22 protein-coding genes, 1 tRNA gene and 1 pseudogene are annotated in these 26,010 nt (G+C 72.4%); 14 read left to right on the top strand and 10 right to left on the bottom strand.

All coding sequences use genetic code 11. The annotated features are described in order from the left end of the window. Positions 1 to 51: 51 nt before the first annotated feature. The gene (locus ACFVQ3_RS12950) at positions 52 to 549 is read right to left on the bottom strand and encodes an NUDIX domain-containing protein (protein ID WP_387639555.1); all 498 of its coding nucleotides are present in this window, start codon (positions 547 to 549) and stop codon (positions 52 to 54) included. A gap of 447 nt (positions 550 to 996) precedes the next feature. Here ACFVQ3_RS12950 and ACFVQ3_RS12945 point away from each other — a divergent pair, with 447 nt between their 5' ends. Then, entirely contained in the window at positions 997 to 2,097 is a 1,101-nt protein-coding gene (locus tag ACFVQ3_RS12945) for a 3-deoxy-7-phosphoheptulonate synthase (RefSeq protein ID WP_387639571.1), read from the top strand. Positions 2,098 to 2,168: 71 nt separating this feature from the next. Here the strand turns inward: ACFVQ3_RS12945 and ACFVQ3_RS12940 are convergent, their stop codons facing one another. Beyond that, positions 2,169 to 3,590, bottom strand: coding sequence for a DUF4232 domain-containing protein (locus tag ACFVQ3_RS12940; protein WP_387639552.1), 1,422 nt, complete (start codon positions 3,588 to 3,590; stop codon positions 2,169 to 2,171). Positions 3,591 to 3,745: 155 nt separating this feature from the next. On the opposite strand from ACFVQ3_RS12940, the gene sigK reads away from it, so the two are divergent. From sigK to ACFVQ3_RS12925, 3 genes are all read left to right on the top strand, one after another. Beyond that, entirely contained in the window at positions 3,746 to 4,321 is a 576-nt protein-coding gene (gene sigK, locus ACFVQ3_RS12935; protein WP_387639549.1) for an ECF RNA polymerase sigma factor SigK, read from the top strand. Next, positions 4,314 to 5,120 (top strand): anti-sigma factor domain-containing protein, encoded by an 807-nt coding sequence (locus ACFVQ3_RS12930; protein WP_387639546.1) that lies wholly within the window; start codon positions 4,314 to 4,316, stop codon positions 5,118 to 5,120. Before sigK ends, ACFVQ3_RS12930 begins: the two co-directional genes overlap by 8 nt. Positions 5,121 to 5,312: 192 nt before the next feature. Beyond that, positions 5,313 to 6,797, top strand: a complete 1,485-nt coding sequence (locus ACFVQ3_RS12925) for a hypothetical protein (protein WP_387639543.1) — start codon at positions 5,313 to 5,315, stop codon at positions 6,795 to 6,797. A 175-nt stretch (positions 6,798 to 6,972) separates the two neighbouring features. On the opposite strand, the gene ACFVQ3_RS12920 is transcribed toward ACFVQ3_RS12925, so the two are convergent. Then, positions 6,973 to 7,647 carry a fasciclin domain-containing protein gene (locus ACFVQ3_RS12920; protein ID WP_387639540.1) on the bottom strand — a complete coding sequence of 225 codons (675 nt, stop codon included), beginning with the start codon at positions 7,645 to 7,647 and terminating at the stop codon, positions 6,973 to 6,975. Between the two features lie 139 nt (positions 7,648 to 7,786). On the opposite strand from ACFVQ3_RS12920, the gene ACFVQ3_RS12915 reads away from it, so the two are divergent. From ACFVQ3_RS12915 to ACFVQ3_RS12885, 7 genes and pseudogenes are all read left to right on the top strand, one after another. After that, the gene (locus ACFVQ3_RS12915) at positions 7,787 to 9,808 is read left to right on the top strand and encodes a cytochrome c biogenesis protein DipZ (protein ID WP_387639538.1); all 2,022 of its coding nucleotides are present in this window, start codon (positions 7,787 to 7,789) and stop codon (positions 9,806 to 9,808) included. 193 nt (positions 9,809 to 10,001) lie between these two features. Next, the gene (locus ACFVQ3_RS12910; protein ID WP_387639535.1) at positions 10,002 to 10,874 is read left to right on the top strand and encodes a formate/nitrite transporter family protein; all 873 of its coding nucleotides are present in this window, start codon (positions 10,002 to 10,004) and stop codon (positions 10,872 to 10,874) included. Positions 10,875 to 11,031: 157 nt separating this feature from the next. Then, positions 11,032 to 11,739, top strand: coding sequence for a DUF2625 family protein (locus tag ACFVQ3_RS12905; protein WP_387639532.1), 708 nt, complete (start codon positions 11,032 to 11,034; stop codon positions 11,737 to 11,739). Positions 11,740 to 11,845: 106 nt separating this feature from the next. Further along, positions 11,846 to 12,556 (top strand): GntR family transcriptional regulator, encoded by a 711-nt coding sequence (locus ACFVQ3_RS12900; RefSeq protein ID WP_387639529.1) that lies wholly within the window; start codon positions 11,846 to 11,848, stop codon positions 12,554 to 12,556. Between the two features lie 75 nt (positions 12,557 to 12,631). After that, positions 12,632 to 14,146, top strand: a pseudogene (locus ACFVQ3_RS12895) (MmgE/PrpD family protein); the annotation flags it as partial. A 239-nt stretch (positions 14,147 to 14,385) separates the two neighbouring features. Next, positions 14,386 to 15,291: a methylisocitrate lyase gene (prpB, locus tag ACFVQ3_RS12890; protein ID WP_387639526.1), complete on the top strand. Its 906-nt coding sequence runs from the start codon at positions 14,386 to 14,388 to the stop codon at positions 15,289 to 15,291. A 95-nt stretch (positions 15,292 to 15,386) separates the two neighbouring features. Beyond that, positions 15,387 to 16,562 (top strand): bifunctional 2-methylcitrate synthase/citrate synthase, encoded by a 1,176-nt coding sequence (locus ACFVQ3_RS12885; protein ID WP_387639523.1) that lies wholly within the window; start codon positions 15,387 to 15,389, stop codon positions 16,560 to 16,562. Between the two features lie 97 nt (positions 16,563 to 16,659). On the opposite strand, the gene ACFVQ3_RS12880 is transcribed toward ACFVQ3_RS12885, so the two are convergent. The 4 genes from ACFVQ3_RS12880 to ACFVQ3_RS12865 all read right to left on the bottom strand — a co-directional run bounded on the left by ACFVQ3_RS12880 (position 16,660) and on the right by ACFVQ3_RS12865 (position 21,660). Then, positions 16,660 to 17,898, bottom strand: a complete 1,239-nt coding sequence (locus ACFVQ3_RS12880; protein WP_387639520.1) for an NAD(P)/FAD-dependent oxidoreductase — start codon at positions 17,896 to 17,898, stop codon at positions 16,660 to 16,662. A 266-nt stretch (positions 17,899 to 18,164) separates the two neighbouring features. Further along, positions 18,165 to 18,241 (bottom strand) — tRNA-Pro (locus tag ACFVQ3_RS12875). 111 nt (positions 18,242 to 18,352) lie between these two features. Then, positions 18,353 to 19,297, bottom strand: coding sequence for a metallophosphoesterase (locus tag ACFVQ3_RS12870; protein WP_387639517.1), 945 nt, complete (start codon positions 19,295 to 19,297; stop codon positions 18,353 to 18,355). Positions 19,298 to 19,308: 11 nt separating this feature from the next. Further along, a complete protein-coding gene (locus ACFVQ3_RS12865; protein ID WP_387639515.1) occupies positions 19,309 to 21,660 on the bottom strand; it encodes a transglycosylase domain-containing protein in 2,352 nt (783 codons plus the stop codon). A 143-nt stretch (positions 21,661 to 21,803) separates the two neighbouring features. On the opposite strand from ACFVQ3_RS12865, the gene ACFVQ3_RS12860 reads away from it, so the two are divergent. Next, positions 21,804 to 21,968 (top strand): hypothetical protein, encoded by a 165-nt coding sequence (locus ACFVQ3_RS12860; RefSeq protein WP_387639512.1) that lies wholly within the window; start codon positions 21,804 to 21,806, stop codon positions 21,966 to 21,968. Next, a complete protein-coding gene (locus tag ACFVQ3_RS12855) occupies positions 21,968 to 22,456 on the top strand; it encodes a RidA family protein (protein ID WP_387639510.1) in 489 nt (162 codons plus the stop codon). The genes ACFVQ3_RS12860 and ACFVQ3_RS12855 overlap by 1 nt, the downstream gene beginning before the upstream one ends. A gap of 84 nt (positions 22,457 to 22,540) precedes the next feature. On the opposite strand, the gene ACFVQ3_RS12850 is transcribed toward ACFVQ3_RS12855, so the two are convergent. Further along, complete coding sequence (locus ACFVQ3_RS12850; protein WP_030143997.1) at positions 22,541 to 23,218, bottom strand: Crp/Fnr family transcriptional regulator; 678 nt, start codon at positions 23,216 to 23,218, stop codon at positions 22,541 to 22,543. Between the two features lie 195 nt (positions 23,219 to 23,413). Between ACFVQ3_RS12850 and nth the strand changes: the two genes are divergently transcribed. After that, positions 23,414 to 24,145, top strand: a complete 732-nt coding sequence (gene nth / locus ACFVQ3_RS12845) for an endonuclease III (RefSeq protein WP_387639508.1) — start codon at positions 23,414 to 23,416, stop codon at positions 24,143 to 24,145. A gap of 95 nt (positions 24,146 to 24,240) precedes the next feature. Here the strand turns inward: nth and ACFVQ3_RS12840 are convergent, their stop codons facing one another. Beyond that, positions 24,241 to 25,173 (bottom strand): alpha/beta fold hydrolase, encoded by a 933-nt coding sequence (locus tag ACFVQ3_RS12840; RefSeq protein WP_387639506.1) that lies wholly within the window; start codon positions 25,171 to 25,173, stop codon positions 24,241 to 24,243. Continuing rightward, a complete protein-coding gene (locus ACFVQ3_RS12835; protein ID WP_387639504.1) occupies positions 25,170 to 25,946 on the bottom strand; it encodes a winged-helix domain-containing protein in 777 nt (258 codons plus the stop codon). Before ACFVQ3_RS12835 ends, ACFVQ3_RS12840 begins: the two co-directional genes overlap by 4 nt. Positions 25,947 to 26,010 lie beyond the last annotated feature (64 nt).

The following is a 26,010-nucleotide window of genomic DNA, read 5'->3' as shown; positions in this document are numbered from 1 at the left end:
GGGTAGACCCCTCGGGGGTCTACCTCACGCACACGGGTCTACCTCGCACGGCTACCGGACGAAGAACGGCCCGGCGGTCGGGTCCGTGAGGTAGCCCAGCGTGTGGCCGAGGCGCTCGCTCGTCGACGCGGCGAGGTCCCCCGGCAGGTCGTCGGGCGAGAACCACGCGACGGCGAGCGACTCGTCGTCCGCGACGTGGGCCTCGGCCGCGGCGGCGGGGGAGACCGGGCGGCACAGGAAGCACAGGTCGAGGTACTGCGACCGGTCGCCGTTCGGGTACTCGACGGGCGGCGTCACCGTGACCCCTGTCAGGGCGTCGACGTGGACCGCGACACCGGTCTCCTCCAGGATCTCGCGGGCGAGCCCGACGGCGGGGTCCTCGCCCGGTTCGAGGATCCCGCTGACGATCGCCCACTGCCCGGTGTCGGCGCGCCGCCCCAGGAGCAGGCGGCCGTCGTCGTCGATCACGACGCCCGACACCCCCGGCATCCACAGGAGGTCGGTCCCGACGCAGGACCTGAGGGCGGCGACGAACTCGGGGATCGGCATGGGATCGAGCGTAGACCGGTGGCCGGCGAGGGACGTGCCGGAACCAGCGAGGCCTCGGCCCTCGCTGGTGCCGGCACGCGTGCGACACCTCGACGCCCGGGGAGTGAGACGGCCCGCCGGTGCCCCGAAACCCCTGTGCTACGGTCGTCGGGTGAACACGGTTCGTTGGTATTGGCGCTTTACGCTGGCTCCTGGAGGGGCCGAGCGGGCGTTCGCCTGACCAACCTTCCCCGGAGCCAGCACAGGGCCTTGGACGCAGACCGCGTCCGGGCCCTTCGTCATTCAGACGGGCCGACTCCGGACACAGAGCAGGCCGCACGGCTCCGTCTGAGTCACCTTCAGATCAGGAGCCCTCGCATGACCGCCACGACCTCGACCGCCGTCTCGCCGGAGACCGACGAACGTCACCACGAGACGGGCACGTCACCCGCCGGTGCAGGTGACACCATGGAACGCGTGACCTCTCACCCCGAGTACGAGCTGCAGGCGCCCACGAGCGACCTGCGCATCCGCGCCCTCGACCCTCTGCCCGCCCCCGTCGACATGCTCGCGGAGCTGCCGCTCGGTACGGCTCGCGGTGACCTGGTGACCCAGTCGCGCCGCGAGATCCGTGACGTCCTCGCCGGTGACGACGACCGTCTGCTCGTCATCGTCGGACCGTGCTCGGTCCACGACCCGGAGGCGGCGCTCGACTACGCGCACCGCCTCGCGGCCGTGGCGAAGGAGCTGTCCGAGGACCTCGCGATCGTCATGCGCGTGTACTTCGAGAAGCCGCGCACGACGGTCGGCTGGAAGGGGCTCATCAACGACCCCGACCTCGACGGGTCGCACGACGTCAACCGCGGCCTGCACCTGGCGCGCGAGGTGCTCCTCGGCGTCCTCGATGCGGGGGTCCCCGCGGCGACCGAGTTCCTCGAGCCGACGAGCCCGCAGTACATCGCCGACGCCGTGTCGTGGGGCGCGATCGGTGCGCGCAACGTCGAGAGCCAGGTGCACCGCCAGCTCGCGTCGGGCCTGTCGATGCCGGTCGGCTTCAAGAACGCGACCGACGGCGACATCCAGATCGCTGTCGACGGCTGCATCACCGCCGCGAGCGAGCACACGTTCTTCGGCACGGACGGCGCGGGCCGCGCGGCCGCCGTGGAGACCGCGGGCAACCCGGACTGCCACATCATCCTGCGCGGTGGCCGCAGCGGCCCCAACTACGGCCCCGACGACGTCGCGTCCGCCCTGCGCGTGGCCGCGTCCTCGGGCTTGGGTGGGGCCGTCGAGCACGGACTGGTCATCGACGCGAGCCACGGAAACTCGGGCAAGGACCACGTGCGTCAGGCCGAGGTCGTGCGCGAGGTCGCTGCGCGGGTCGCCGAGGGTGAGGCCGGCATCACGGGCCTCATGATGGAGAGCTTCATCGTTGCCGGGGCGCAGGCGCCTGCCCCGAGCGGGCTCGTGTACGGGCAGTCCGTGACGGACAAGTGCATCGACTGGGACACGACGGCCGAGCTCCTCGGCGAGCTCGCCGAGTCGGTGCGGGCGCGCCGAGCGCTCTGAGCCGCAGCACCCACGTCGACGACGGCCGCTCTTCCCCCGGGGAGGGCGGCCGTCGTCGTGCTGTGCCGGGGTCAGGGCGCCGTGCCGCTCGGGGTGGTCCAGGAGCCGACCTCCACGGTCGCCCCACCGAGGACGTCGACGCCGCCCTCCCCGCCCGGGTGGGAGGTCACGGGCAGATGGACGGCGTCGGCGCCGACCACGGTCTTGACGAGGAAGCTCGTGGTCACGTCCGGGTCGTCGGCCGTGGACATGGCGCCCCACCGGACCAGGGACTCGACGGCCTGGCCGGGGAGGACGACGAGCCGGACGGAGCTGCCGCCGTCCAGGTACGGCTCGAGCGTGACCTCGGGCTCCGTGCCCGAGGCCCGGAGGAAGCTCAGCTCGGGACGACCGTCCACCGCGCAGGAGGCCCCCGAGGCGTTCGTCGCGCGCAGGATCGCGAAGCGCGACCCGGCGGCGTCGTCGAAACCGACGAGCTCCGGGGTGAGGTCGGGGCCGGTGCAGGCAGGGATCCCGTCGGCTGCGGCGGCCGCGGCATCCACCGCGTCCTGCACCGCGATCGCCGGGTCGGGCCCGGCCGGTTCGAGGTCGCTCACCCAGCCCGTCGGGGACGTCCCCTCGCCGTCGACCACGAACTTGATCGGGCGTCCGAGCAGCTCGGCCTGGCCCGAGGCGCGCAGCCAGGCGGCGGTGGGTGCCGGGTCGCCGTCGACGCGGACCGTCAGGAGCGGGGCGTCGTCGTCGCCGTCGCCCGCAGTGCCCTCCTCGATCGAGGGTCCTGCGTCGTACGAGACCTCGGTGACCTCGTCGCGCGCGGCAGCCTCGGCAAGGAGCGCGACGGCGGGCAGGGGCGGGGGCGTGAGGTAGTGGCCGCCGAAGTACCGGGCACGGGAGTCGTCGGTCGAGAGCGAGACGATCCCGTGCCCGAGGTCCTGGGCGGCCTCGGCGATCGTCAGGAGGTTCTCCGGCGCGCGGACGGTCACGGCCGTGGTCGTCGCGTCGGCCAGGACCGAGGTGGCCCCGGCGTCGAGCAGCCCGACGCCGGCGGCGACCGAGTACGCCCCGGTGCCGTCCGTCCCGACGCGCAGCGTCGAGCCGGTCCCGGGGACCTCGTCGACGACCCAGGTCTCGTGGAAGCCTCGGATCCCCGCGTCGAGGAGAGCGGTGCGCGCCCTGTCCGCGGTGTCCTGCGAGGCCTGGGGGCCGGTGAAGCTCTCGAGGTCGATCGTCATGACGAGCCGCAGCACCGGGACGTCGAAGCCGGGCTCGTCCGTCTCGGTCGTCGCGATCTCGACCGACTCGACACCGTCGAGCGCCGCCACCTCCTTCTCGAGGGCGGCGACGGCCTCCTCGTCGGAGAGCGGGGCCGGGATGGTGGCGGCGTTGCCCGGGCGGTTCAGCGCCCAGAGCGCCAGGACGACCAGGACGACGAAGAGTCCAGCGACCACCAGGTAGACGGGCTGGGTCCGGGGTCTTGGCGGCGTCTCGGTCACCCCGCGAGGGTAGCGGGTGCCGAGAGGTGTCCGGCGGGACCCATCCGCTCGCCCGTCGGCGACGAACCACTGGTGCCTCGGCCGTCGAGGGAGGCTACGCACCGCGGGTGGTCCGCCGGTGCGCCGCGGCGGCGGGCCTGGGGCAGACTGGGCGGGTGCCACCTGTGAGGACGAGCGAGCCCGACGCTCTCGATGCCGCGCTCGCCGCGTGCGCCGGGGGCGACCCGGACGCGTTCGCGCCGGTGTACGACGCGTTGGCCCCGGCCGTGTACGGCACGGCCCTCGGCGTGCTGCGCGACAACGACCATGCGGCGGAGGTGACCCAGGAGGTGATGATCGAGGTGTGGCAGACAGCGGTGCGCTTCGACGCCTCCAGGGGGTCGGCGCGCACGTGGGTGGTCACGATGGCCCGACGGCGTGCGGTGGACCGGGTGCGGTCCGAGCAGTCCCGCCGGGTCCGGGACCAGAAGGACGTCGACGGCCGTCTGGCCGGCGGCGGGCACGACGTGGTGGCGGAGGAGGTCGAGCAGCTGCTCGAGTCCGCTGCGGTGCGCCAGTGCCTGGGGAGCCTGACGCAGACCCAGCGCGACGCCGTCGTGCGTGCGTACTTCGGTGGGCTGACGTACCGGGAGGTGGCCGTGGAGCTCGGCGCAGCCGTGCCGACCGTGAAGTCGAGGATCCGCGACGGGCTCCTGCGTCTGCGCGACTGCCTGGGGGTGAACCGTGGCTGACGACACCGGGCGCCCGCCCGCCGCCCCCCAGGGCCCGGTCGGCCCCGACGCGCAGGACGGCCCGGGCGGGCCGGACGACCCACGCGATCTGCTCGCTGCCTATGCGCTCGACGCGGTCGACGACCTGGACCGCCGCCTGGTCGAGCGGTTGCTGGCCGCCGACCCCGAGGCTCGTCGCGAGCTCGACGAGCACCGCGCGGTGGTCGCGACGTTCACGGTGGACGCCCCGCCGCCCGCGGCGCTGCGCGAACGCGTGCTCGGGAGCATCGCGTCCGTCCCGCAGGTCGCCGAGACTCCCCGGGGCACGGGTACGGGCGGCACGGGGGACGGTGCGCGTCCGGGCACGGCGCGGCGCCCGCGCGGGAGGTGGGCCGTAGTCGCGGTGGCCGCCGCGGCGGTCGTGGCCGTCGCGGTCCCGACGACGATCGCGATCCAGGCTCGGCAGGAGCAGGTCCGCCTCCAGACGCAGGCAGACGCGGTCGCCTCGATGCTGGCCGACCCGACCGCCGAGATCGTGCGCGGGGAGATGGTGGGGGGCGGGGACGCGAGCGCGCTCGTCTCGGGGGACCGTGTGCTCTTCTCCGTCACCGACCTGCCGCAGGCGGGCACGGCGGAGGACTACCAGCTCTGGCTCGTCGAGGGCGAGGAGATGGTCTCGGCGGGGGTCTTCGACGCACGTGACGGGTCGGCGGCCCTGCTCGTCGAGGCCGCCGGGAGCGCAGGTGTCGCGGTGACCCTCGAGCCGGCGGGCGGTTCTCCGCAGCCCACGAGCGATCCGCTCGTCGTGCTCGAGACCTGATACTCGACACCGGATAAAGGTCCGTCGAAAAAGGGCCGCGAAATACCCGCTCTCGGGTAATTCCTTGGTCCGATTCCGGATATATGCCAGGGTTTGTAAAATTCTGGGTATTGGTGATGCAATACGACACGTTCCCACCTGTGTCGTCGTGCGAAGGCGCTCCGACATCACCCCGGAAGGAATCCACCACCCGTGAAGAAGCTCCTGGCGAGCGGCGCTGCCGCGCTGCTCGCGCTCGGCGGACTGGTCGCCACCGCGGCCCCCGCCTCCGCACACACCCCCCGCGTCACCGCGGACTGCTCCGGTCTCGCGGTCGACCTGCGGGCCTACTCCGACAACGCCAACTCCGTCGTCGTGAAGGTCGACGGAAAGGTCGTGAAGGACGAGTCCTTCAAGCGTTCCTGGACGACGACCTACACGTTCCCTGACACGACCGTCGGCCACTCGTGGGAGGTCGTCGTCAAGGCCTCGGACGGCAAGCGGTACGACTTCAGCGACGACGGCACGACCGAGGCCTGCACCGGCCCGTCTACCCCGAAGCCCGGGAAGGAGGTCGGCCTCTACGTCTACGAGAAGACCGACCCCACGAAGCCCGCCTCGTGGACGAACTCCGGTCCGCAGACCCTCGTCGACCACCGGCCGGGGAACGAGTGGTACACCACGTTCCCGACCGACCTGCCCGCAGAGGTCTGCGGCGACGGCTGGGCCGTCCAGCAGGACAGGGTCAAGCCCAAGGGCCCGTTCACCTGGCCCGAGACCATCACCCCGCCGACGTCGGCCCTGGGCGGCGTCCTGATCGACTCGAAGCACCACGACCTGGGCGACCTCGTCGAGGTGCCGGCATGCGACCAGGAGACGACCCCGCCGCGCCCGTCGAAGCCCGCCCCGGAGGTGCCGCTGACTCCCGTGACCCCGGTCGTGCCGACCGTCGGTGACGTGTGCACCGCCGAGGGCCAGGACGTCGACCTCCCGGCGAGCACCGACGAGATCACCTACGAGCGTTCGGGTGACACCGTGGTGGCCCGCCCGGCCGCCGGGCGCACGCTGGCCGCCGTCGAGGGGTACGCCCTCGCCGAGGACGGCTCGTCCGCGACGTTCACGATCGACGCGACCGCGGTCGACTGCGCCCTGGTCCCGGGAGAGATCGGCGCGGTCTGCGAGGCCGACACCCCCTACCTCGGCTACGAGGTGTTCCTGCCCGAGGGCTACGTCGCCGACAGCGACCGCCCGTTGAGCATCACGTTCCTCAACCCCGGTGAGGGCGAGGACTACACGGTCGAGGGCCTGCCGCTCGACGGCACGCTCCTGTGGCCCGGCGCCTCGGCGACCGAGCCGCTCTCGTGGCCCGGTTGGGAGCGTCAGGCCGACGGCACCTACACCGAGACCGACGGCAACTACGCGTGGACCCGATCGGGCGTCCAGGTCCTGTTCGAGGTCAACCCGGGCTGGTCGACGACCGTCAGCTACCCCGAGGCCACGGCGGCGTGCGCGAACCCGCGCATCCTGGCCGCGACCGGCCCTCTCGAGGGTCCCGCGACCCCGGTGAGCGCGGAGAAGCCGGCCGGCCCGTCGCTCGCGGCGACCGGCGCGACCGTGGGCGGTGCCGCCTTCCTGGCGCTGCTGCTCGTCGGCGGCGGAGCGGGCATCATCTGGGCACGTCGGCGGGCGAACGCCTGAGCCGCTGAGGTGAGCCGGGCCCACCGCCGAGAGGTGGGCACGAAGAGGAGCCGACAGCTCCGGGCATCCCGTCCGGTGCTGTCGGCTCCTCGCTCGTCGTCCCCGTGCGCGGCCCGCAGGCCGCTGAGAGCCGACCGCCGCGGCACGGGGACAACCGCGGCGGCCGGCGTCGGGGTCACATCGTCGGCATGAGGACCGTGTCGATGAGGTAGACCGTGGCGTTCTGCGTCATGACGCCGCCGCAGATCACCTTGGCGTCGTTGACCATGAGGTCGTCGCCCGAGCCGGTGACGGTCACCGTCCCGCCCTCGACGGTCGCGTGCTCGCCGACGACCTGGTCCGGGGTGAGCTGGCCGGGCACCACGTGGTACGTGAGGATCTTGGTCAGCGTGTCGGAGTCGGTCTTGAGGCTGTCGATGGTCGCCGGGTCGATCTTGGCGAACGCGTCGTCGACCGGCGCGAACACCGTGAACTCGCCGCCGTTGAGCGTGTCGACCAGGTTCACGTCGGGGTTGAGCTGCCCGCTCACCGCAGCGGTGAGGGTCGTGAGCAGCGGGTTGTTGGACGCGGCGACGGCGACCGGGTCGGTCGACATGCCGGTCACGGAGCCTGCACCGTCGGGGACCTGCTCGGCGTAGGCCGCACAGCCGGGGCCGACGAGGTTCGCCGCGGGGTCGACCTCGGGGGTCATGGACTCCTGCGACATGTCGTCGGACGGCGTCGTCATCTCCGACGCGCTCGACGAGTCGCTCCCGGAGCCGGAGTCCGAGTCGGAGCTGCAGGCGGTCAGGCCCAGGATCGCCAGGGCGGCGACGCCGGCCACGGCGTACGAACGGGTTCGAACGTTCATCGGTCTCTCCTCGTTGTCGTCGCCCCGTCAGGTGCGGGGCGTCTCGCACGAGGTTCGGAGCCGGTGGCGGGGCGGATGGGTCGGACGTCCGAGGAGATCGCCGACCCATCCGCCCGGGTCGTCGCGCCGAACCTCGGCCATGGAAACCCTCGTGCTCATCGGCCTGCTCGGTGGCCTCATCACCGGCATCTCGCCGTGCATCCTCCCGATGCTCCCCGTGATCTTCTTCGCGGGCGGCGTGCAGGGCGCCCGTGGCACCGCAGCCACCGCGCCCGTCCCCGTGCCCGACGGCGCCGCGGCCACCGCGGACCCGTCGCCCTCGGCGGGGGACGGGTCGGGCACCCCGACCGCCTCGCTGTTCGCCGGCGTCCCCGGTGCGGTCCAGGTCGGTGCGCGCGGGCAGGTCGTCACGGCCGTCCGCCCGGCGGGTGACGCGGTGCCGGGCGGCGCGTCGGACCCGACCACGGGGCAGGGGGTGCCACCCACGGACGGTGAGCGGCGCCGTCGGGCGGGGAAGGGGCGCGACGGCACCGGCAGCCGGGGCGCTCGCCGCTCGTGGCGGCCCTACCTCGTGATCGCCGGACTCGTCGTGAGCTTCAGCGTCTTCACGCTGCTCGGCTCGCTGCTCCTCGGGGCGCTCGGGCTCCCGCAGGACCTGCTGCGCTGGGTGGGGCTGACGCTGCTCGCCGTCATCGGCGTGGGCATGATCGTGCCCCGGTTCGAGGAGGTCCTCGAGCGGCCGTTCCAGAAGATCGCAGCGCTCGGTTCGCGGCGTGGTGCCCGCAGCCAGGACCGCGGGGCGTTCGTGCTGGGTCTGGGACTCGGGGTCCTGTACGTGCCCTGCGCGGGGCCGGTCCTCGCGGCGATCACGGTCGCGGGCGCGACGGGGAACATCGGGCCGGAGACGGTCGCGCTCACGGTGTCGTTCGCGGTCGGCGCCGCGATCCCGCTGCTGGTCTTCGCCCTCGCGGGACGTCGGGTGGCCGAGCGGGTCAAGGCGTTCCAGCGCCACACGCGCGGGATCCGTGTGGCCGGTGGCGTGGTCATGATCGCGCTCGCCGTCGGCCTCGCGTTCAACCTGCCCGCGTACCTCCAGCGCGCGCTGCCCGACTACACGGGCAGCCTCCAGGAGCGCGTCGACGCGTCCGGGACGGTGCGCGAGGCGCTCGACCTCGGCGGGATCGTCACGGACGAGAACCGTGAGCTGTCGAACTGCTCGAACGGTGCGCCCGAGCTCGAGGACTGCGGCCCGGCCCCCGCGCTGCGCGGGATCGACACGTGGTTCAACACCCCCGGCGACCAGCCGCTCGCGCTCGACGACCTGCGGGGCAAGGTCGTCCTCGTCGACTTCTGGGCGTACTCCTGCATCAACTGCCAGCGCGCGATCCCGCACGTCGACGCCTGGTACGAGCAGTACATGGACGTGGGCGAGGGGTTCGAGGTCATCGGGGTGCACACGCCCGAGTTCGCGTTCGAGCGCGAGACGCGCAACGTCGTCGCTGGCGCCAAGGACCTGGGTGTCACGTACCCGGTCGCGCAGGACAACTCGTACGCGACGTGGACCGCGTACCGGAACCGCTACTGGCCTGCGCAGTACCTGGTCGACGCCGACGGGACCGTGCGGCACATCCGGTTCGGCGAGGGGGGCTACGAGGACACCGAGGGCCTGATCCGTGAGCTCCTCGCGGACGCGAACCCCGGTGTGCGCCTGCCCGGCGCGACCTCCGTCGAGGACGGGACCCCCGACGGGGCGACGACCCCCGAGACGTACTTCTCGGTGGGCAAGGTGGGCAACTACGCGGGCGAGCCGCGCTACGCGGCGGGCGAGCAGGCGTTCACGCTCACCGACGACCAGGCGCCCGACACGTTCTCGCTCGGCGGGACGTGGGACGTCGACTTCCAGGGCGCCACCGCGGTGTCCGACGGCGCCCGCGTACGTCTCGCCTACCGGGGCACCGACGTGTTCAGCGTCCTGGGCGGCGAGGGCACGGTGACGGCCACGGTCCGTGACACGACGGGGAAGGTCGTCGAACGGCGCGAGATCGACGTCTCGGGGAACCCGACCCTGTACCCCGTGCTGGAGGGGGGCGCACCGAGCGAGGGGACGGTCGAGCTCGACGTGCCCGCGGGCATGCAGGTCTTCACGTTCACGTTCGGGTAGCGGGCGCGTGACGGCGTCGTGGCGGACGGCTTCGTCGGCACGATCGACCAGGCCCAGGTGAAGGAAGGGGTCCCGACCTTCCGTGACCTCCTGCGCGCCTGCTCGGGGAGCTGACGGGGCACGGGCTGAGACCACCCGTTCCATCTGGCGACCCCGTCCTGTCGCATAGATGGAAGGGGTGGATCATGAGAGGGTGCTGAGCCTCTCCGAGAACCTGACCGAGCAGTCCCGTGCAGCTCGGGCCAAGGTCGAGGGCACCCGACACCCGTGGCGCTACCTCGTGGCCGCGATGCTCGCGGGCGCCTACATCGGCGTCGGTGTGGTCCTCATGGTCGCCACCGCCGGCCCGTTCCTCGCCGCAGGAGCCCCGGCCGAGCGGCTCGTCGCCGGCGGTGTGTTCGCGGTCGCGCTGACCCTCGTCGTCTTCGCGGGGGCCGAGCTCAGCACCTCGGCCATGATGATCCTGACCCAGGGAGCGGTGACCCGGACGATCCCGGTGCGCTCCGCCGTCGGGACGCTGCTGTTCTGCTTCGGCGGGAACCTGCTCGGGTCCATGCTCTTCGGCTGGATGGTCGTGCAGTCCGGCATCCTGCACACCAACGCCGCCGCGGGCGAGATGATCGCGTCGATGCTCGCGGGCAAGGAGCACGAGACCGGCAGCCAGCTCTTCTTCCGCGGCGTCCTGTGCAACGTCCTGGTCTGCGCCGCGATCTGGGCGTGCGGGCGCCTGCGCTCGGAGGCCGGCAAGGCGATCATCATCTTCTGGGCGATCTTCGCGTTCATCTCCTCGGGGTTCGAGCACGTCGTCGCGAACATGACGACGTTCAGCATCGGCCTCTTCAGCCCCGAGACGCTCACGACCTGGGGCCAGTTCGGGCGCAACCTGCTGTTCGTCGGGCTGGGCAACGTGGTCGGCGGAGCCGTCGTGGTCGGCCTGGGCTACGCGGTCGTCTCGGGGCGGCGCCCGCCTGTCGCGCGCGGCGTCGACGACGCCGAGGCTCTCGCGACCGGGTCGGTCACGGAGCTCGACGCCGAGGGCGTCGGGGCCGGGAACGTCCAGCGCTAGTCTCGTCAGGTGGACCGGTCAGCGGGTGGTTTTCAGCGGAATTCCGGGGTTTGTGCGCCAGGAAAGTCCGGAAAAGATGCGCACATGGGGCGGATCCGGTAACGGATTCTCCGCAGGGTGTCGGAATTCACTGCCCGACGTGGCATGATCCCCGATCATGGGCATCAGGACGGTGGTGGATCTCACGCAGGTCGAGGAACCTGCCTGGCCCACGCTCGCGCGGATGTTCCAGCGACCGGGCGTCGAGGTCCTCGCGCCCCCCGAGTGGGCCCCCGAGGTCCTGTACCGCCTCCAGATCACGACCCGCTCGACCCTGGGAGCGCTTGCGCTCCACACGGGGGGCGTGCTGATCGACCACGGCTGGTTGCGACTCCTCGGCGGCGGCGCCTACGGCCTTCCGGACCTCGCCACCATCAACGGGCTCGGCGACCCGGCCGAGGGCAGCGTCGCGCCGCAGCGTCTCGTGGTCGCGTTCGACGTGCTGGGTGGCACGTTCGCCGTCAACGGCGGCGGGCTGCCCGGGCCGCTGGGGGACGTGCACTACTTCGCGCCCGACACCCTCGAGTGGCACTGCCTGGGGTTCGGCCAGGGGGCGTTCACCGAGTGGGCGATCAGCGGCGGGCTCGCCGAGTACGTCGCGGACCTTCGGTGGCCGGGCTGGGAGCGGGACGTCGAGGACCTGCCTCCGGACATGGGCCTGAGCGTCTACCCGCCGCTCTGGTCGGGTCAGGGTGCGGGGTCCTGGGTCGAACGGCGCGCGGTGCTCCTGGAAGGGCTCGCGGTGTGGCACCACGAGCTGGCCGAGCGCATGCGGCCTCTGGACGACGATGCCCCGCGGGCGGAACTTCCGGCCGACGGCTGCTAGGTCGTCGGGTCCTCTCCGGGGGACCGCCGCTCGCGTCTCTCGGCGAGGGCTACCGCTTGTCCGATAGTTGTATACAAGTACGCAGATCCTGTGGCACGATGGCCGCATGGTCAGCGCCCCGACGACGTCGTCCCCGCCCCGCGACGAGCCGCTCGCCGTCGTCCGTCGACAGTCCGGCGCCCGCGCGGTCTACGACCTCCTGCGGTCCCGCATCATCGACGGCACGCTCGCGGCCGACGCCCGGCTCACCGAGCCCGTCCTCTCGGCCCAGCTCGGCGTGAGCCGAACCCCCGTCCGTGAAGCCCTGCGACTGCTCCAGGCCGAGGCCCTCGTGGTCGAGCAGCCGACCGGGGGAGTACGCGTCGCCCCGCTCGCGGTCACCGACCTGCACCGCGTCTACGACGTCCGGGCCCGCCTCGAAGGGCTGCTCGCCCGGGACGCGTGCGAGCGCGCCCAGTCCGGCGACGTCGAGCGCCTCGCCCGCCTCGTCGTCCTCATGGACGCCGTGCGCGACCACGAGGACGAGGTGCTGCGCATCGGTGCACAGTTCCACGGCGAGATCGAGGCCCTGGCCGACAACCGGTGGTGCTCCGAGCTGCTGCGTCAGATCCGCGGGCACGTCGACCGCTACCGTTCGCTGTCCGCGCGCGAGCGCGTCGGGACGACCGACCACGTCGACGAGCACCGTGCGGTCGCGTCCGCCATCGCGAGCGGTGACCCGGACGCGGCCGAGCGCGCGATGCGCGAGCACATCGAACGCAGCGCGGCCCTGGCCGCCAAGGCGCTCCGCGAGCAGGAGGACCCGCCGCCCGCCTGACGCCGGCGCACCGGACCCGCCGCCCGCTCCCGCCCGCCGCACCCCGACGAACGCACCAGACTCCCGGAGGCACCGATGCCCACGACCCACCACCTGCGCACCCACCGCTCCGCGGAGAACCTCGCCCGCACCGACCAGCTCGCGTGGAAGCTCGCCGAGCTCGCGACCGACCCGGTCGAGGTGCCCGACGAGGTTGCCGACATGATCGTGAACCGCGTGATCGACAACGCGGCCGTCGCGGCCGCGAGCCTCACGCGAGCCCCGGCCGTCGCGGCCCGCGGGCAGGCCCTCGCGCATCCGTACCAGCCCGGCGCGACGGTCTTCGGGACGCCGCTGGCGACCCGCACGAGCCCCGAGTGGGCAGCGTGGGCCAACGGCGTGGCGGTCCGCGAGCTCGACTACCACGACACGTTCCTCGCGGCCGAGTACTCGCACCCGGGGGACAACATCCCGCCGATCCTCGCGGTCGCCCAGCACGCGGGCTGCGACGGGGCGGCGCTCGTGCGCGGCATCGCGACGGGCTACGAGATCCAGGTGGACCTGGTCCGGGCGATCAGCCTGCACGCGCACAAGATCGACCACGTCGCACACCTCGGCCCGTCGGCCGCTGCCGGGATCGGGACCCTGCTCGGGCTCGACACCACCACGATCTTCCAGGCGATCGGCCAGGCCCTGCACACCACGACCGCGACGCGGCAGTCCCGCAAGGGGCAGATCTCGACGTGGAAGGCGTACGCGCCCGCCCTCGCGGGCAAGGTCGCGGTCGAGGCCGTGGACCGGGCGATGCGCGGACAGACCTCGCCCGAGCCGATCTACGAGGGCGAGGACGGCGTCATCGCGTGGCTGCTCGACGGTCCGGAGGGACGCTACGACGTCGTGCTGCCGTCGCCCGGGGAGCCCAAGACCGCGATCCTCGACACCTACACCAAGGAGCACTCGGCGGAGTACCAGTCGCAGGCGCTCATCGACCTGGCGCGCGCGCTGCACGCCGAGCACCCGTGGCTCGCGGACCCGGAGAACGTCGCGAGCGTCGTCATCCACACGAGCCACCACACGCACCACGTGATCGGCTCGGGCGCGAACGACCCGCAGAAGTACGACCCGACCGCCTCGCGCGAGACGCTCGACCACTCCATCCCGTACATCTTCGCGGTCGCGCTGCAGGACGGCGGGTGGCACCACGTCGACTCCTACACGCCCGAGCGCGCCGGGCGCGCCGACACCGTCGCACTGTGGGGCAAGGTCACCACGGCCGAGGACCCCGAGTGGACGCGCCGATACCACTCCGTCGACCCCGTCGAGAAGGCGTTCGGCGGACGCGTCGAGATCGAGCTCGCGGACGGTGGGCGGATCGTCCGCGAGATCGCGGTCGCCGACGCGCACCCGCTCGGCGCACGCCCCTTCGCTCGCGCACAGTACGTCGCCAAGTTCCGGCTGCTCGCCGACGGCGTGCTCGAGCCCGCCGAGATCGAGCGCTTCCTCGACCTCGCGCAGCGCCTCCCGTCGCTCACGCCCGACGAGGTGCGCGAGCTCTCGATCGTCGCGCGCCCCGGGCTCCTGGAGTCGGTCCCGGTGCCCACGGGCATCTTCGAGCGGGGACGCCCCCACGGGGGTGCGGCAGGCAGCGAGCCCGACGGCGCAGCGCACCCGGGTGCGTCCGGCACCCCGGGGAGCCCCGAGAGCGACGCCGGGGGACCCGGTGAGACCGGTCCCGGCGAGGGCGCCGCGGGCTGGACCATGCACGAGGCGACCGACGACGGGCCCGGTGCGACCGCCGACCCCGCCGACCCGGCCACCCCCGCCGACCCGACCACCGCAGGAGGCAACTGATGCTGTACTCGCACGCGACGCCGTCGGACAAGCGGGCCGCGCTCCGTGCCCGGCTGGCGGCCGGCGAGCTGCTCCAGCTCCCCGGCGCGTTCAACCCGCTCTCCGCGCGTCTCATCCAGGACAAAGGCTTCGACGGCGTGTACATCTCGGGGGCCGTCATCTCGGCGGACCTGGGACTGCCGGACATCGGCCTCACGACCCTCACCGAGGTCGCGACGCGTTCGGGACAGATCGCGCGCATGACGGACCTGCCCGCGCTCGTCGACGCCGACACCGGCTTCGGTGAACCCATGAACGTCGCGCGCACCGTCCAGACCCTCGAGGACGCGGGCGTCGCAGGCTGCCACATCGAGGACCAGGTCAACCCCAAGCGCTGCGGCCACCTCGACGGCAAGGCGACCGTCGACCTCGAGACCGCGACCAAGCGCATCCGTGCCGCGGTCGACGCCCGGCGCGACCCGAACTTCCTCGTCATGGCGCGCACCGACGTCCGCGCGAGCCTGGACGGCGCCGCGGGGCTGGCGGCCGCGATCGACCGTGCCAAGGCGCTCGTCGACGCGGGCGCCGACGCGATCTTCCCCGAGGCCATGCGGGACCTCGCGGAGTTCGAGGCCGTGGCCTCCGCGGTCGACGTCCCCGTGCTCGCCAACATGACCGAGTTCGGCAAGTCCGAGCTGTTCACCCGGGACCAGCTCGCGGCGTCCGGCGTGCAGATCGTCATCTACCCCGTGACCCTCCTGCGTAGCGCGATGGGGGCTGCGGAGCGCACGCTGGACATGATCCGGGAGACCGGCACGCAGGACGGGGTGGTCGGCGAGATGCAGACGCGCGCGCGACTGTACGAGCTGGTGGACTACGCCGGCTACAACCACTTCGACACCGAGATCTTCACGTACCGGCCGTAGGACGACCGGGGTCGTCGGAACCGGCGAGGGCCGGGTCCTTCGCCGGTTCCGGCACCCCGCAGCAGCACGACCCCGCATCACGAAGGAGTGAGCACATGACCACCAGCACCCCCCGCGTCGGGACTCCGGCGACCACCCCGACGGCCGCGGCCCCGGCCCCCGAGATCCGCAAGGGGCTCGCGGGCGTCGTCGTCGACACGACGTCGGTCTCCAAGGTCAACCCCGACACCAACTCGCTGCTCTACCGGGGCTACCCCGTGGAGGAGCTCGCCGCGCGCAAGAGCTTCGAGGAGGTCGCCTACCTCCTGTGGCACGGCGAGCTTCCCACCCCCGAGCAGCTCGCCGAGCAGACCGCCGTCGAGCGCGCACACCGTGCGCTGCCGGGCGCCGTGCGCAACGCGATCCTCGAGCTCCCCACGACCTGCCACCCCATGGACGTGTGCCGCACCGCGGTCTCGGTCATCGGCGCGCACGACCCGACCGCCGAGGACTCGTCCCCCGAGGCGGAGCACGCCAAGGCCCTGCGCCTGTGGGCCATGCTGCCCGCCGTGGTCGCCCTCGACCAGCGCCGACGCCGCGGGCAGCAGATCGTCGACCCCGACGAGGACCTGGGATACGCCGAGAACTTCCTCCACATGACCTTCGGAGAGGTTCCCGACGAGTGCGTCGTGCGGGCCTTCGAGGTGTCGATGATCCTGTACGCCGAGCACTCGTTCAACGCCTCGACGTTCACGGCCCGCGTCATCACCTCGACGCTGTCCGACCTGCACTCGGCCGTCACGGGCGCGATCGGCGCCCTCAAGGGGGCGCTGCACGGCGGCGCGAACGAGGCCGTCATGGCGACCTTCGCGGAGATCGGGACGGCCGACCGGGCCGCTGCCTGGCTCGACGAGGCCCTGGCCGACAAGCGCAAGATCATGGGCTTCGGCCACCGCGTCTACAAGCACGGCGACTCACGCGTCCCGACCATGAAGAAGACCCTCGACGACCTCGTCGCGCACCTCGGGACCGACGACGCGACCGCGCTCGACGACCTGTACGACGCGCTCGAGGCCGCCATGACCGAGCGCAAGGGCATCCTGCCGAACCTCGACTACCCCACCGGCCCCGCCTACCACCTCATGGGTTTCGACACCCCCACCTTCACGCCCCTGTTCGTCGCGGCGCGCGTCGTGGGCTGGACCGCGCACGTCGTCGAGCAGCGGTCCGCGAACGCCCTCATCCGGCCGCTCAGCCAGTACGTCGGGCAGGCGCAGCGCGAGGTGCCGTAGCCGGTGGGCCGTCCGGGCGGGGCTGCGGCGGGCCGCTGTGGGCGGAGCGCTGCCGCCGCGGGCCGCTGTGGCGCGGATCGCTGCCGCCGCGGGTCGCTCAGCCGTGGAACGCCGCGAGGGCCTCCCGGTCGACCGGTCCCGTCGCCCGGACGATCTCCTCGACGCGTCCCATCTGCTCCCAGACGTCGACCGTCATGCCCGCCTGCACCCGGTCGCCCGACACCCAGAACGCGACGAGCTCGTGGTTCTCGAGGGACCCGCTCACGACCACCTCGGTCGCGGCCGGGTCCTCGACGAACCCCAGGTACTCCATGCCCACGTCGTACTGGTCCGAGTAGAAGTAGGGCAGCTTGTCGTAGGGCTCGCGTGAGCCCAGCATGGCGCGGGCCGCGTGCGGCCCGGTCTCCAGGGCCACGGCCCAGTGCTCGACCCGCAGGGGGCGGCCGTAGCGCGGCGAGGGGACGCTCGCGATGTCACCGGCCGCCCACACGTCCGGCGCCGACGTCCGCAGGGTCGCGTCGACGGCCAGGCCACCGCCCAGGCGAGCGTCGCGCAGGTCGATCCCCGCGGCCTCCGCGAAGCCGACGTTGGGCGTCACGCCCACGCCGACCACGACGACGTCGGCCGCCACGTGCGTACCGTCCGCGACGTCGAGCCCCGTGACCCGCCCCTCGCTGCCCGTGATCCCCACGACCTGGGCGTTGCGGTGCAGGTGGACGTCGTGGTCGGCGTGGACCTTCCCGTACATCTCGCCCAGCAGCGGGCCCAGCACGCGCCCGAGGGGGTGCACGCCGCGCCCCACGACCGTCACGTCCAGGCCGAGGCTGCGCGCCGAGGCCGCGACCTCCATCCCGATCCACCCGTCGCCCACGACGGCGAGCCTTCCCGCGCCCTCGCGGGCCGAGGCCTCGAGCGTCGCGGCGAGCAGGTCGGCGTGCTCGATCGTGCGCAGGTAGTGCACTCCCTGGAGGTCGGCGCCGGGCACCGCGAACGAGCGCGGCGTCGAGCCCGTCGCGAGGAGCAGGCGCGCGTAGGGCAGCGACGTCCCGTCGATCAGCGTGAGGAAGTGCGCGCCGACGTCGATCCCCGCAGCCCGTGTCGCGGTCCGCAGGTCGACGTGCTGGTCCGCGTACCACTCCTCGGAGAGCGGGAAGAGGACGTCGCGCTCGGCCTCGCCGCGCAGGTAGTCCTTCGAGAGCGGCGGGCGTTCGTAGGGTCGGTGCGGCTCGCTCGAGACGACCACGAGGTCGCCGTCGTACCCCTCGGTCCGGAGGGACTCGGCGGCCTTCGCGGCCGCCAGGCCGCCTCCGACGATGACGATCGGCTCCTCAGCCATGACGACGACCTCCGACGCTGGGGGTGCAGGACCCTCATCGTGACACCGGAAGAGGGGACCCGCATAGGGCTGTCGCGGGCGGGCTCACCGCCCTGGACTTGGAGAGCGCGCGAGATCCGCTCGCGCCGTCACCGTCGACGGAGTGGACGGTCACCGTCGGCGGAGGAGATGGTCACCCTCGGCGGAGTGGACGGTCGCCCTCGGCGGGCGCTGCGAGGGCGGGAACGACGAAGGCCCGGAGTCCAGTGGACTCCGGGCCTTCGTGCTGGTCGGGGTGACAGGATTTGAACCTGCGACCTCGTCGTCCCGAACGACGCGCGCTACCAAGCTGCGCCACACCCCGATTGCTCCCGTGCGAGCCGTCTGCGGAGGGTCCTCGAAAGGTCCCGCCAAACCTGCGCGCTGGAGCCTGCCTAGGATAGCCGACGTTTGCCCCTGCGACGAAACCGGCCCCTCAGCGTGCGGTGAGCGTCACGAGCGTGGCCTCCGGGCGGCACGCGAACCGGAAGGGTGCGTAGGGCGAGGTGCCGGCGCCGGCCGACACGTTGAGCCAGGTCGAGTCCTCGCCTCCCGGGGCGTCCGGTCGCGCGCCGGGCCAGCCGTGCAGGCCCTTGGCCCGTCCGCGGTCCAGGTCGCAGTTGGTCACGAGCGCCCCGTAGAACGGGACGCAGAGCTGCCCGCCGTGGGTGTGGCCGGCGAGGATCACGTCGGCGCCGTCGTCGTGCATCTGGTCGAGGACGCGCACGTAGGGCGCGTGCACCACGCCCATCCGCAGGCCCGACGACGCAGCGCCCGTCCTGTCGTCGCCCGCCGCTCGTTCGCGTGCGGCAGGGAAGACGTCCCTGTCCAGGTGCGGGTCGTCGACGCCCACGAGGTCGACGTGCACGCCACCGAGGTCGATCGCGTCGCGGCGGTTGGTGAGATCGATCCACCCTGCGGCGCTGAACGCTGCGGCCAGCTTGTCGGCGGGGAGCCGCGGCGGGTCGATCTTGTGGAAGATCCGCGCGTCGGGCAGCAGGTAGCGGGCGGGGTTCTTCGGCGAGGGGGCGAAGTAGTCGTTCGACCCCATGACGAACGCGCCCGGAGCGCTGCTCAGGAGCGGCTCGAGGGCGTCGAGGAGCGGCTCCAGAGAGTCCACGTGCGCCATGTTGTCGCCCGTGTCGACCACGAAGTCGGGGCGGAGGGCGGCGAGCGACCGGATCCACTCGATCTTGCGCTCCTGCGTGGGTGTCAGGTGAAGGTCCGAGAAGTGAAGGACCCGTAGGTCGGCCGCCCCCCGGGGGAGCACCGGGACCGTGACCTCACGCAGCGTGAAGAGCTTGGTCTCCAGGTGGGCGTAGGCGAGCGCCCCCGCTCCGGCAGCAGCGAGAGCGCCGACGCCGACGAGTGCGGGGTGCACGCGGGCCCCGGTCAGTCCTGCTCCCCGCCCGGCGTGCCGGTCTCGCCACCGCCGTTGCCGCCGTTCCCGTTCCCGTTCCCGTTCCCGTTGCCGGCACCACCGTTGCCGCCACCGTTGCCGTTGCCGCCGCCACCGTTCCCGCCGCCACCGTTCCCGCCGGTGCTGCCGTCACCGGTGGCACCGTCGCTCGGCGGGGTCGTGGGGGTCGTGGGGGTGGGCGGAGCCTGGACCTGGCCGACCATCTTCGGGTCGGGCGCCGGGAAGGCCTGGGCGGGGGTGCCCGCGAGGACGGTGTTCATGTAGTCACGCCAGGTCGGCGCTGCGAGGTCGGAACCGAACCACCACTGCTTGCCGACACCGTTGATGACGAAACGGCCGCGCCCGTTGCTGCGCATCTCGACGTTCTTCTCGGCGTTGCCGATCCAGACGGCGGTGGAGACCTGCGGGGTGTAGCCGACGAACCAGGTGTGGGTGTTGAGGTTCGCGGTGCCGGTCTTTCCTGCGCTCGGGCGCCCCTCGAGCTGGGACTTCTTGCCGGAGCCCTGGGTCATGACGTTCTCGAGCGCGTAGGTCACGGTGTTGGCCACCGCGGGGTCGAGCGCGGCCGTGCAGTTCGCCGAGGGGACCTCGAGGTCCTTGCCCTCCGCGTCGACGATGCGGGTGATCGCGATGGGGTCGCAGTAGGTGCCGCCGCTCGCGAACGTGGCGTAGGCCGCGGCCATCTGCAGGGGCGAGGACTCCTGGGTGCCGATGACCATCGACGGCATCATCTTGACGCCGGCCTCCTTGTCGGCCGTGACGGCCGGCTTGAAGCCGATGGCCTCGGCGGTCGACTTGACGTCGCACAGACGCAGCTGCGACTCCATGGACGCGTACGCGGTGTTGATCGAGTTGTACGTCGCTCGCAGGACGGTGATGTTGCCCTGGTCGTTGTTGCCGTCGGAGTTGCTGGGGCTCCAGGGCGTCGCCTCGTTGCGCACCCGCGCGCCGCACCACTCGAAGTCGGTGTTGTTCCATGCACGCTTGTTCGCGCTCACCGTCTCGTTGAGCGTGTGGCCGGACCGGAGCCACTCGGCCAGCAGGAAGGGCTTCCAGGTCGAGCCGGGGGAGAAGCCTCGGGAGGAGCCGTGAGCCTGGTCCGCGCTGTAGTTCTGCGCCGTCGTGCCCGGCTCGGGGTCCAGGGCGGCGTCGTACGGTCGGTTCTGGGCCATCGCCAGGATCTTCCCGGTGCCGGGCTCGATCGAGACGATCGCGTCCTCGATGCCACTCGGGTCGTTCGTCGGCACGGCTGCCAGGGCGTTCGCCTCGGCCGCGGCCTGCATCGCGGGGTCGAGCGTCGTCGTGATGTCGAGGCCTCCGCGGTAGAGCAGGGCCTTGCGGTCCTTCTCGGTCTCCCCGAAGCTCGGGTTGGAGATGATGACCTTGGTGACGTAGTCGCAGAAGAACGCCGCGCCCTTGGCGGCCACGCAGCCGACCTCCACGGGCACGATGTTGAGCGTCGAGGGCAGCGGGGTCGCGACGGCCTCGTCGTGCTCCTGCTGGGAGATGTAGCCCTGCTCGAGCATGCGACCGAGCACCAGGTTGCGGCGCTTCTCGGAGTTCTCCGGGCTGGTCACGGGGTCGTACTTGCCAGGAGCGTTGGTCACGCCGGCGATGGTCGCCGCCTCGACGATGCTGAGGTCGGCGGCGCTCTTGCCGAAGTAGTGCTGTGCGGCGGTCTCGACGCCGTAGACCCGGACGCCGAACTGCGCGATGTTGAGGTAGCCCTGGAGGATCTCGTCCTTCGTCATGCGCTTCTCGAGCGAGATCGCGAGCTTGGCCTCGCGGGCCTTGCGCTCGATGGTGCTCTCCTTGACCGCCTCCATGGCGATGGGGTCCTCGGCGCGGACGGCCTGCTCGATGAGGACGTTCTTGACGTACTGCTGGGTCAGGCTCGAGCCACCCTGCTGCGAGTTGCCCATCGCGTTGCTGACGGCGGCACGCATGGTCCCCTCGGGGTCGATCCCGCCGTGCTGGTAGAAGCGCTTGTCCTCGGTCGCGATGACCGCGTTCTTCATGTGCTCGGAGACCTGGTCGAGGGGGACCACGATGCGGTTCTCCTGGTAGAACGTCGCGAGCAGCGTGGTCCCGTCCTTGGCGTAGACGCGCGACAGCTCGGCGAGGGGACCCGGCTCGAGCTCGTCGGGCAGCTCGTCGAAGATCTGGACGCTGCTGTCGGTCACCTGGCTGGCGCCCGCCGCGAGGGGGATCAGCAGACCCGCGCCGAGCACTCCGCCGACCCCGGAGACCAGGACGAACGCCAGCAGCAGGGCGATGAGCTGATAGGCGTTGACTTGTCGACGGGGACGCGCAGGGGAAGCCATAGGCGCAAGCCTACGGGAGGCCGCCGACGCTCTTCCGGGGATTCCGCACCCGTCCGGTGTGCGGGTTGTGTGAGCATCCGTGGGCCAGGTGGCGAAGCCGGTGCGACCTGTGCGCGGGCTGGATGACGACTACGCTCGGGCGCATGGCAACCACCTGGGAGTACGCGACCATCCCCCTCATCATCCACAACACCAAGGCAGTCCTCGACACGTGGGGCTCGGACGGCTGGGAGCTCGTCCAGGTCGTCACGGGACCGGACGGGAACGGCCTGGTGGCCTACCTCAAGCGTCCGACCGGCGAGAAGTAGTGGCCGGCGTCGTCGACGCCCGGCTCGCCGAGCTGGGCATCACCCTGCCCGACGTCGCAGCGCCCGTCGCGGCGTACGTCCCCGCGGTGCGCACGGGCCGGTACGTCTACACCTCGGGCCAGCTCCCGTTCGTGGGTGGCGCCCTGCCGGCGACCGGAAAGGTCGGTGACGGCGAGGGGCTCGTCGCACCTGCCGACGCGGCGGGCTACGCCCGCACGAGCGCGCTCAACGCGCTCGCGGCGGTCAAGGCGCTCGTGGGGGACCTCGACCAGGTCTCCCGGGTCGTCAAGGTCGTCGGGTTCGTGGCGAGCGACCCGTCGTTCACCGGGCAGCCTGCCGTGATCAACGGTGCCAGCACGGTGCTGGGGGAGATCTTCGGCGAGGCAGGCATCCATGCGCGCAGCGCGGTGGGCGTCGCGGTGCTCCCGCTCGACTCCCCGGTGGAGGTGGAGCTCGTCGTCGAGCTCGCGGAGCCTGCGGACGTCTGAGCGACGCTTCTGGGACGGCGAGAGGCCGGTCGCACGACCCGAAGGTCGCGCGACCGGCCTCTCGCCGATCTGGTACGTCCGCGGTCAGCGCGCGCGGCGCTCGAGCCGGTCGACGTCGAGCAGGACGACCGCACGACCCTCGCGGCGGACCCACCCGCGCGTGGCGAAGTCGGCGAGGGCCTTGTTGACCGTCTCGCGCGACGCCCCGACGAGCTGGGCGAGCTCCTCCTGCGTGAGGTCGTGCGCGACGCGCACGCCCTCGTCCGTCTCCTCGCCGAAGCGGGTGGACAGGTCGAGGAGCGCCTTGGCGACACGGCCGGGCACGTCCGAGAAGACCAGGTCCGCGAGCGTCTCGTTGGTGCGGCGCAGGCGGCGGGCCAGCGCGTTGAGCAGGTGCTTCGCGACGCTGGGGTGCTTCTCGATCCACTCGATGAGCTGCTCGTGGCGGAGCTCGTAGAGCAGCGCGTCGGACACCGAGCTGGCCGTGGCCGTGCGTGGCCCCGGGTCGAAGAGCGAGAGCTCGCCGAACATCTCGCCCGGTCCGAGGATGGACAGGAGGTTCTCCCGACCGTCGTTCGAGCGGCGGCCGAGCTTGATCTTGCCCTGCGCGATCACGTACAGCCTGTCGCCGGGCTCGCCCTCGCGGAAGAGCACGTCTCCACGGGTGAGCTCGATCTGCTGCATCGAGTCGAACAGCGTCCGGGTCTCTTCGCGGTCCATGGTGGCGAAGAGGGGGGCCGAGAGCACTACGTCGTCGTCCACGCGATGTCCTTCGAGTGTTGAGCGGACTTTCCCGGCATGAGCCCGTCTGCATCGGCGGAGTTCGAGCGAACCGGTACTCGTGATTCCTCCCACAAGTCTGCCTCATGCGCGCAACTCGGATCGCCACCGACCCGGCGAGACCTGCACGGAAGGCGTGGGGGAGGGGTGTGGGTGGGGCCGAGTAGGCTGCCGAGCGTGACCACTTCGGGCGGTACCTCGAGTCCTGCACCAGCCCCGCACGTCGAGTCACGGCTCGCCCTGGTGCGGCGAGCGCGGCGCACCAACCGCGAGCTGGCGCTGACCTATCCGGACGCGCACTGCGAGCTGGACTTCACCACGCCGCTCGAGCTGCTGATCGCCACGGTTCTGTCGGCGCAGACCACGGACAAGCGCGTCAACCTGACCACCCCGGAGCTCTTCGCCCGCTATCCGGACGCGGCGGCCTACGCCGCCGCGGACCGGGAGGACCTCGAGGACATCCTGCGGCCCACGGGCTTCTTCCGGGCCAAGGCGCAGTCGGTCATCGGGATCGGGCAGGCGCTCGTCGAGCGGTACGACGGGCAGGTCCCCCGGAAGCTCGACGACCTGGTGACGCTGCCCGGCGTCGGGCGCAAGACCGCCAACGTCGTCCTCGGCAACGCGTTCGGCGTCCCCGGCCTGACGGTCGACACCCACTTCGGGCGCCTCGTGCGCAGGCTGGGGTGGACGACGGAGGAGGACCCCGTCAAGGTCGAGACGGAGGTCGGCGAGCTCATCGAGAAGCGTGAGTGGACCATGCTCTCGCACCGGCTGATCTTCCACGGCCGCAGGGTCTGCTTCGCGCGCAGGCCCGCGTGCGGGGCGTGCACCATCGCGCAGCTGTGCCCGTCGTTCGGGGTCGGCGAGACCGACCCGGCGGTCGCGGCGGGCATGGTCAAGACGGACTGAGACGCGCGTGCGGGCTCAGCCCGCAGCACCCGCTCGGCGCAGCACCCGCTCAGCAACCAGCACCCGCTCGGCGCGGGCCTGGCCGGGGAGCGCGCTCAGCCCCGCGTCGTGGGCAACCAGTCCAGCAGGAGGCGTGTGACGTCGTCGGGCGCCTCCTCCGGGAGGAAGTGCCCCACCCCCTCGAGGACCTCGAAGCGCAACGAGCGCGAGACGGCGGCCGCGTCCGCGTCGGTGAGCTCGCGGCGCAGGAAGCCGTCGGCCCCGCCGTGGACCTGGAGCGTCGGGACGGTGATCGGCCTCCGCAGCGCGCTGCGGAAGCGGCGGCCGTCGGGTCGAGGCGCCGAACGCACCGACCAGCGGATGGCCTCCATCGCGGAGTGCGCCGCGAACGGGATGCGCATGACGGTGCGGTACGTGTCCACCGCGTCGGGGGCGAACGGGGTCGCAGCCCCGTCCGCGAGGACCCGGCCGACCAGGTCGTCCTGCGTGAGGGCCCGCTCGGGGAACGTCGGGAGCTGGGCGAACGCGAGGTGGCGCTGCGCGAGCGGCGTCAGGAGCCTGCGGCCCGAGGTGTGGACGTGGGACGGGTGCGGTGCGGCGAACGCCGCCACGCCCGCGGTCACCGCGGGCTGGAGCGCGGCCATGGCCCAGGCGAGCCCGCCGCCGGTCCCGTGCCCGACGACGACGGCGCGGTCGGCGCCCAGCGAACGGACCACGCCCGCGACGTCGCGCGTACGGGTCGGGGCGTCGTAGCCGATCGGCGGCTTGTCCGACGCGCCGGTGCCCCGCAGGTCCATCGCGGCGACCCGGTAGCCGGCCTCGGCGAGCGCCTCGAGCTGGTGCCTCCACGCCCACCAGAACTGCGGGTACGAGTGGAGCAGGAGAACGAGGGGCGCGCTCGAACCGCCTCCGCGGGACTCGGGGCCGGCCAGCGCGAGGTGGAAGCGGGCACCGTTGGCGGGCACGAACTCGTGCCGCCAGGGGCCGTCGACGAGGGCTGCGGAGAAGTCGCTCGAGTCGGTCGTCACCCGGACGAACCTACCTGCTCGCTCGAGGCCGTGGGTTCGGTCGCCTCGGTTCCCGGCGCGTCGCTCGTGCTCCCGTCGGCGGACGCGGACGCGCGCCGGTCCTTGGGCGGGTCGAACCGGTAGCCGACGTTGCGCACGGTCCCGATGAGCTGCTCGTGCTCGGGGCCGAGCTTGGCGCGCAGACGCCGCACGTGGACGTCGACCGTCCGGGTGCCCCCGTAGTAGTCGTATCCCCAGACCTCCTGGAGGAGCTGGGCCCGCGTGAACACGCGGCCCGGGTGCTGCACCAGGTACTTGAGGAGCTCGAACTCCTTGTAGGTCAGGTCGAGCGGGCGTCCCCGCAGGCGGGCCGTGTACCCGCCCGCGTCGATCGCGAGCTCGCCCGCGGAGATCTCCTGCGGTGCGTCCTCGGCGCGACCGTGCGACGACCGCTCGATCACGAGCCTCAGACGGGCCTCGACCTCGGCCGGGCCGGCGTGCTCCAGGAGCAGGTCGTCGGCGCCCCACTCCGCCGTGACCACGGTCAGGCCGCCCTCGGTCAGGACGAGCACGAGGGGGACCGTCAGACCGGTCGCGTGGAGCAGGCGGCAGGTGGTGCGGGCGGCCGCGAGGTCGCGGCGCGCGTCGAGGAGCACGACGTCCGAGTCCGGAGCGTCGACGAGTGCCGACGGCTCCATGGGCAGCACCCGCAAGCGGTGCGACAGCAGTCCCAGCGCAGGCAGGATGTCGACGGACCCACCTGTCGCCGGTGTCAGGATCAACAGCTCTGCCACCGACGCACCTCCTCCCAGTGACCCCCGAGGAGGCCGGAATCATTACCGTAGCGCGTGGAACAGG

The organism is Oerskovia sp. NPDC057915, from assembly GCF_042887685.1.
Classification (GTDB): domain Bacteria; phylum Actinomycetota; class Actinomycetes; order Actinomycetales; family Cellulomonadaceae; genus Oerskovia.
The sequence above is the reverse complement of the archived record's forward strand: the minus strand, read 5'-3'. Positions and strand labels throughout refer to the sequence as shown.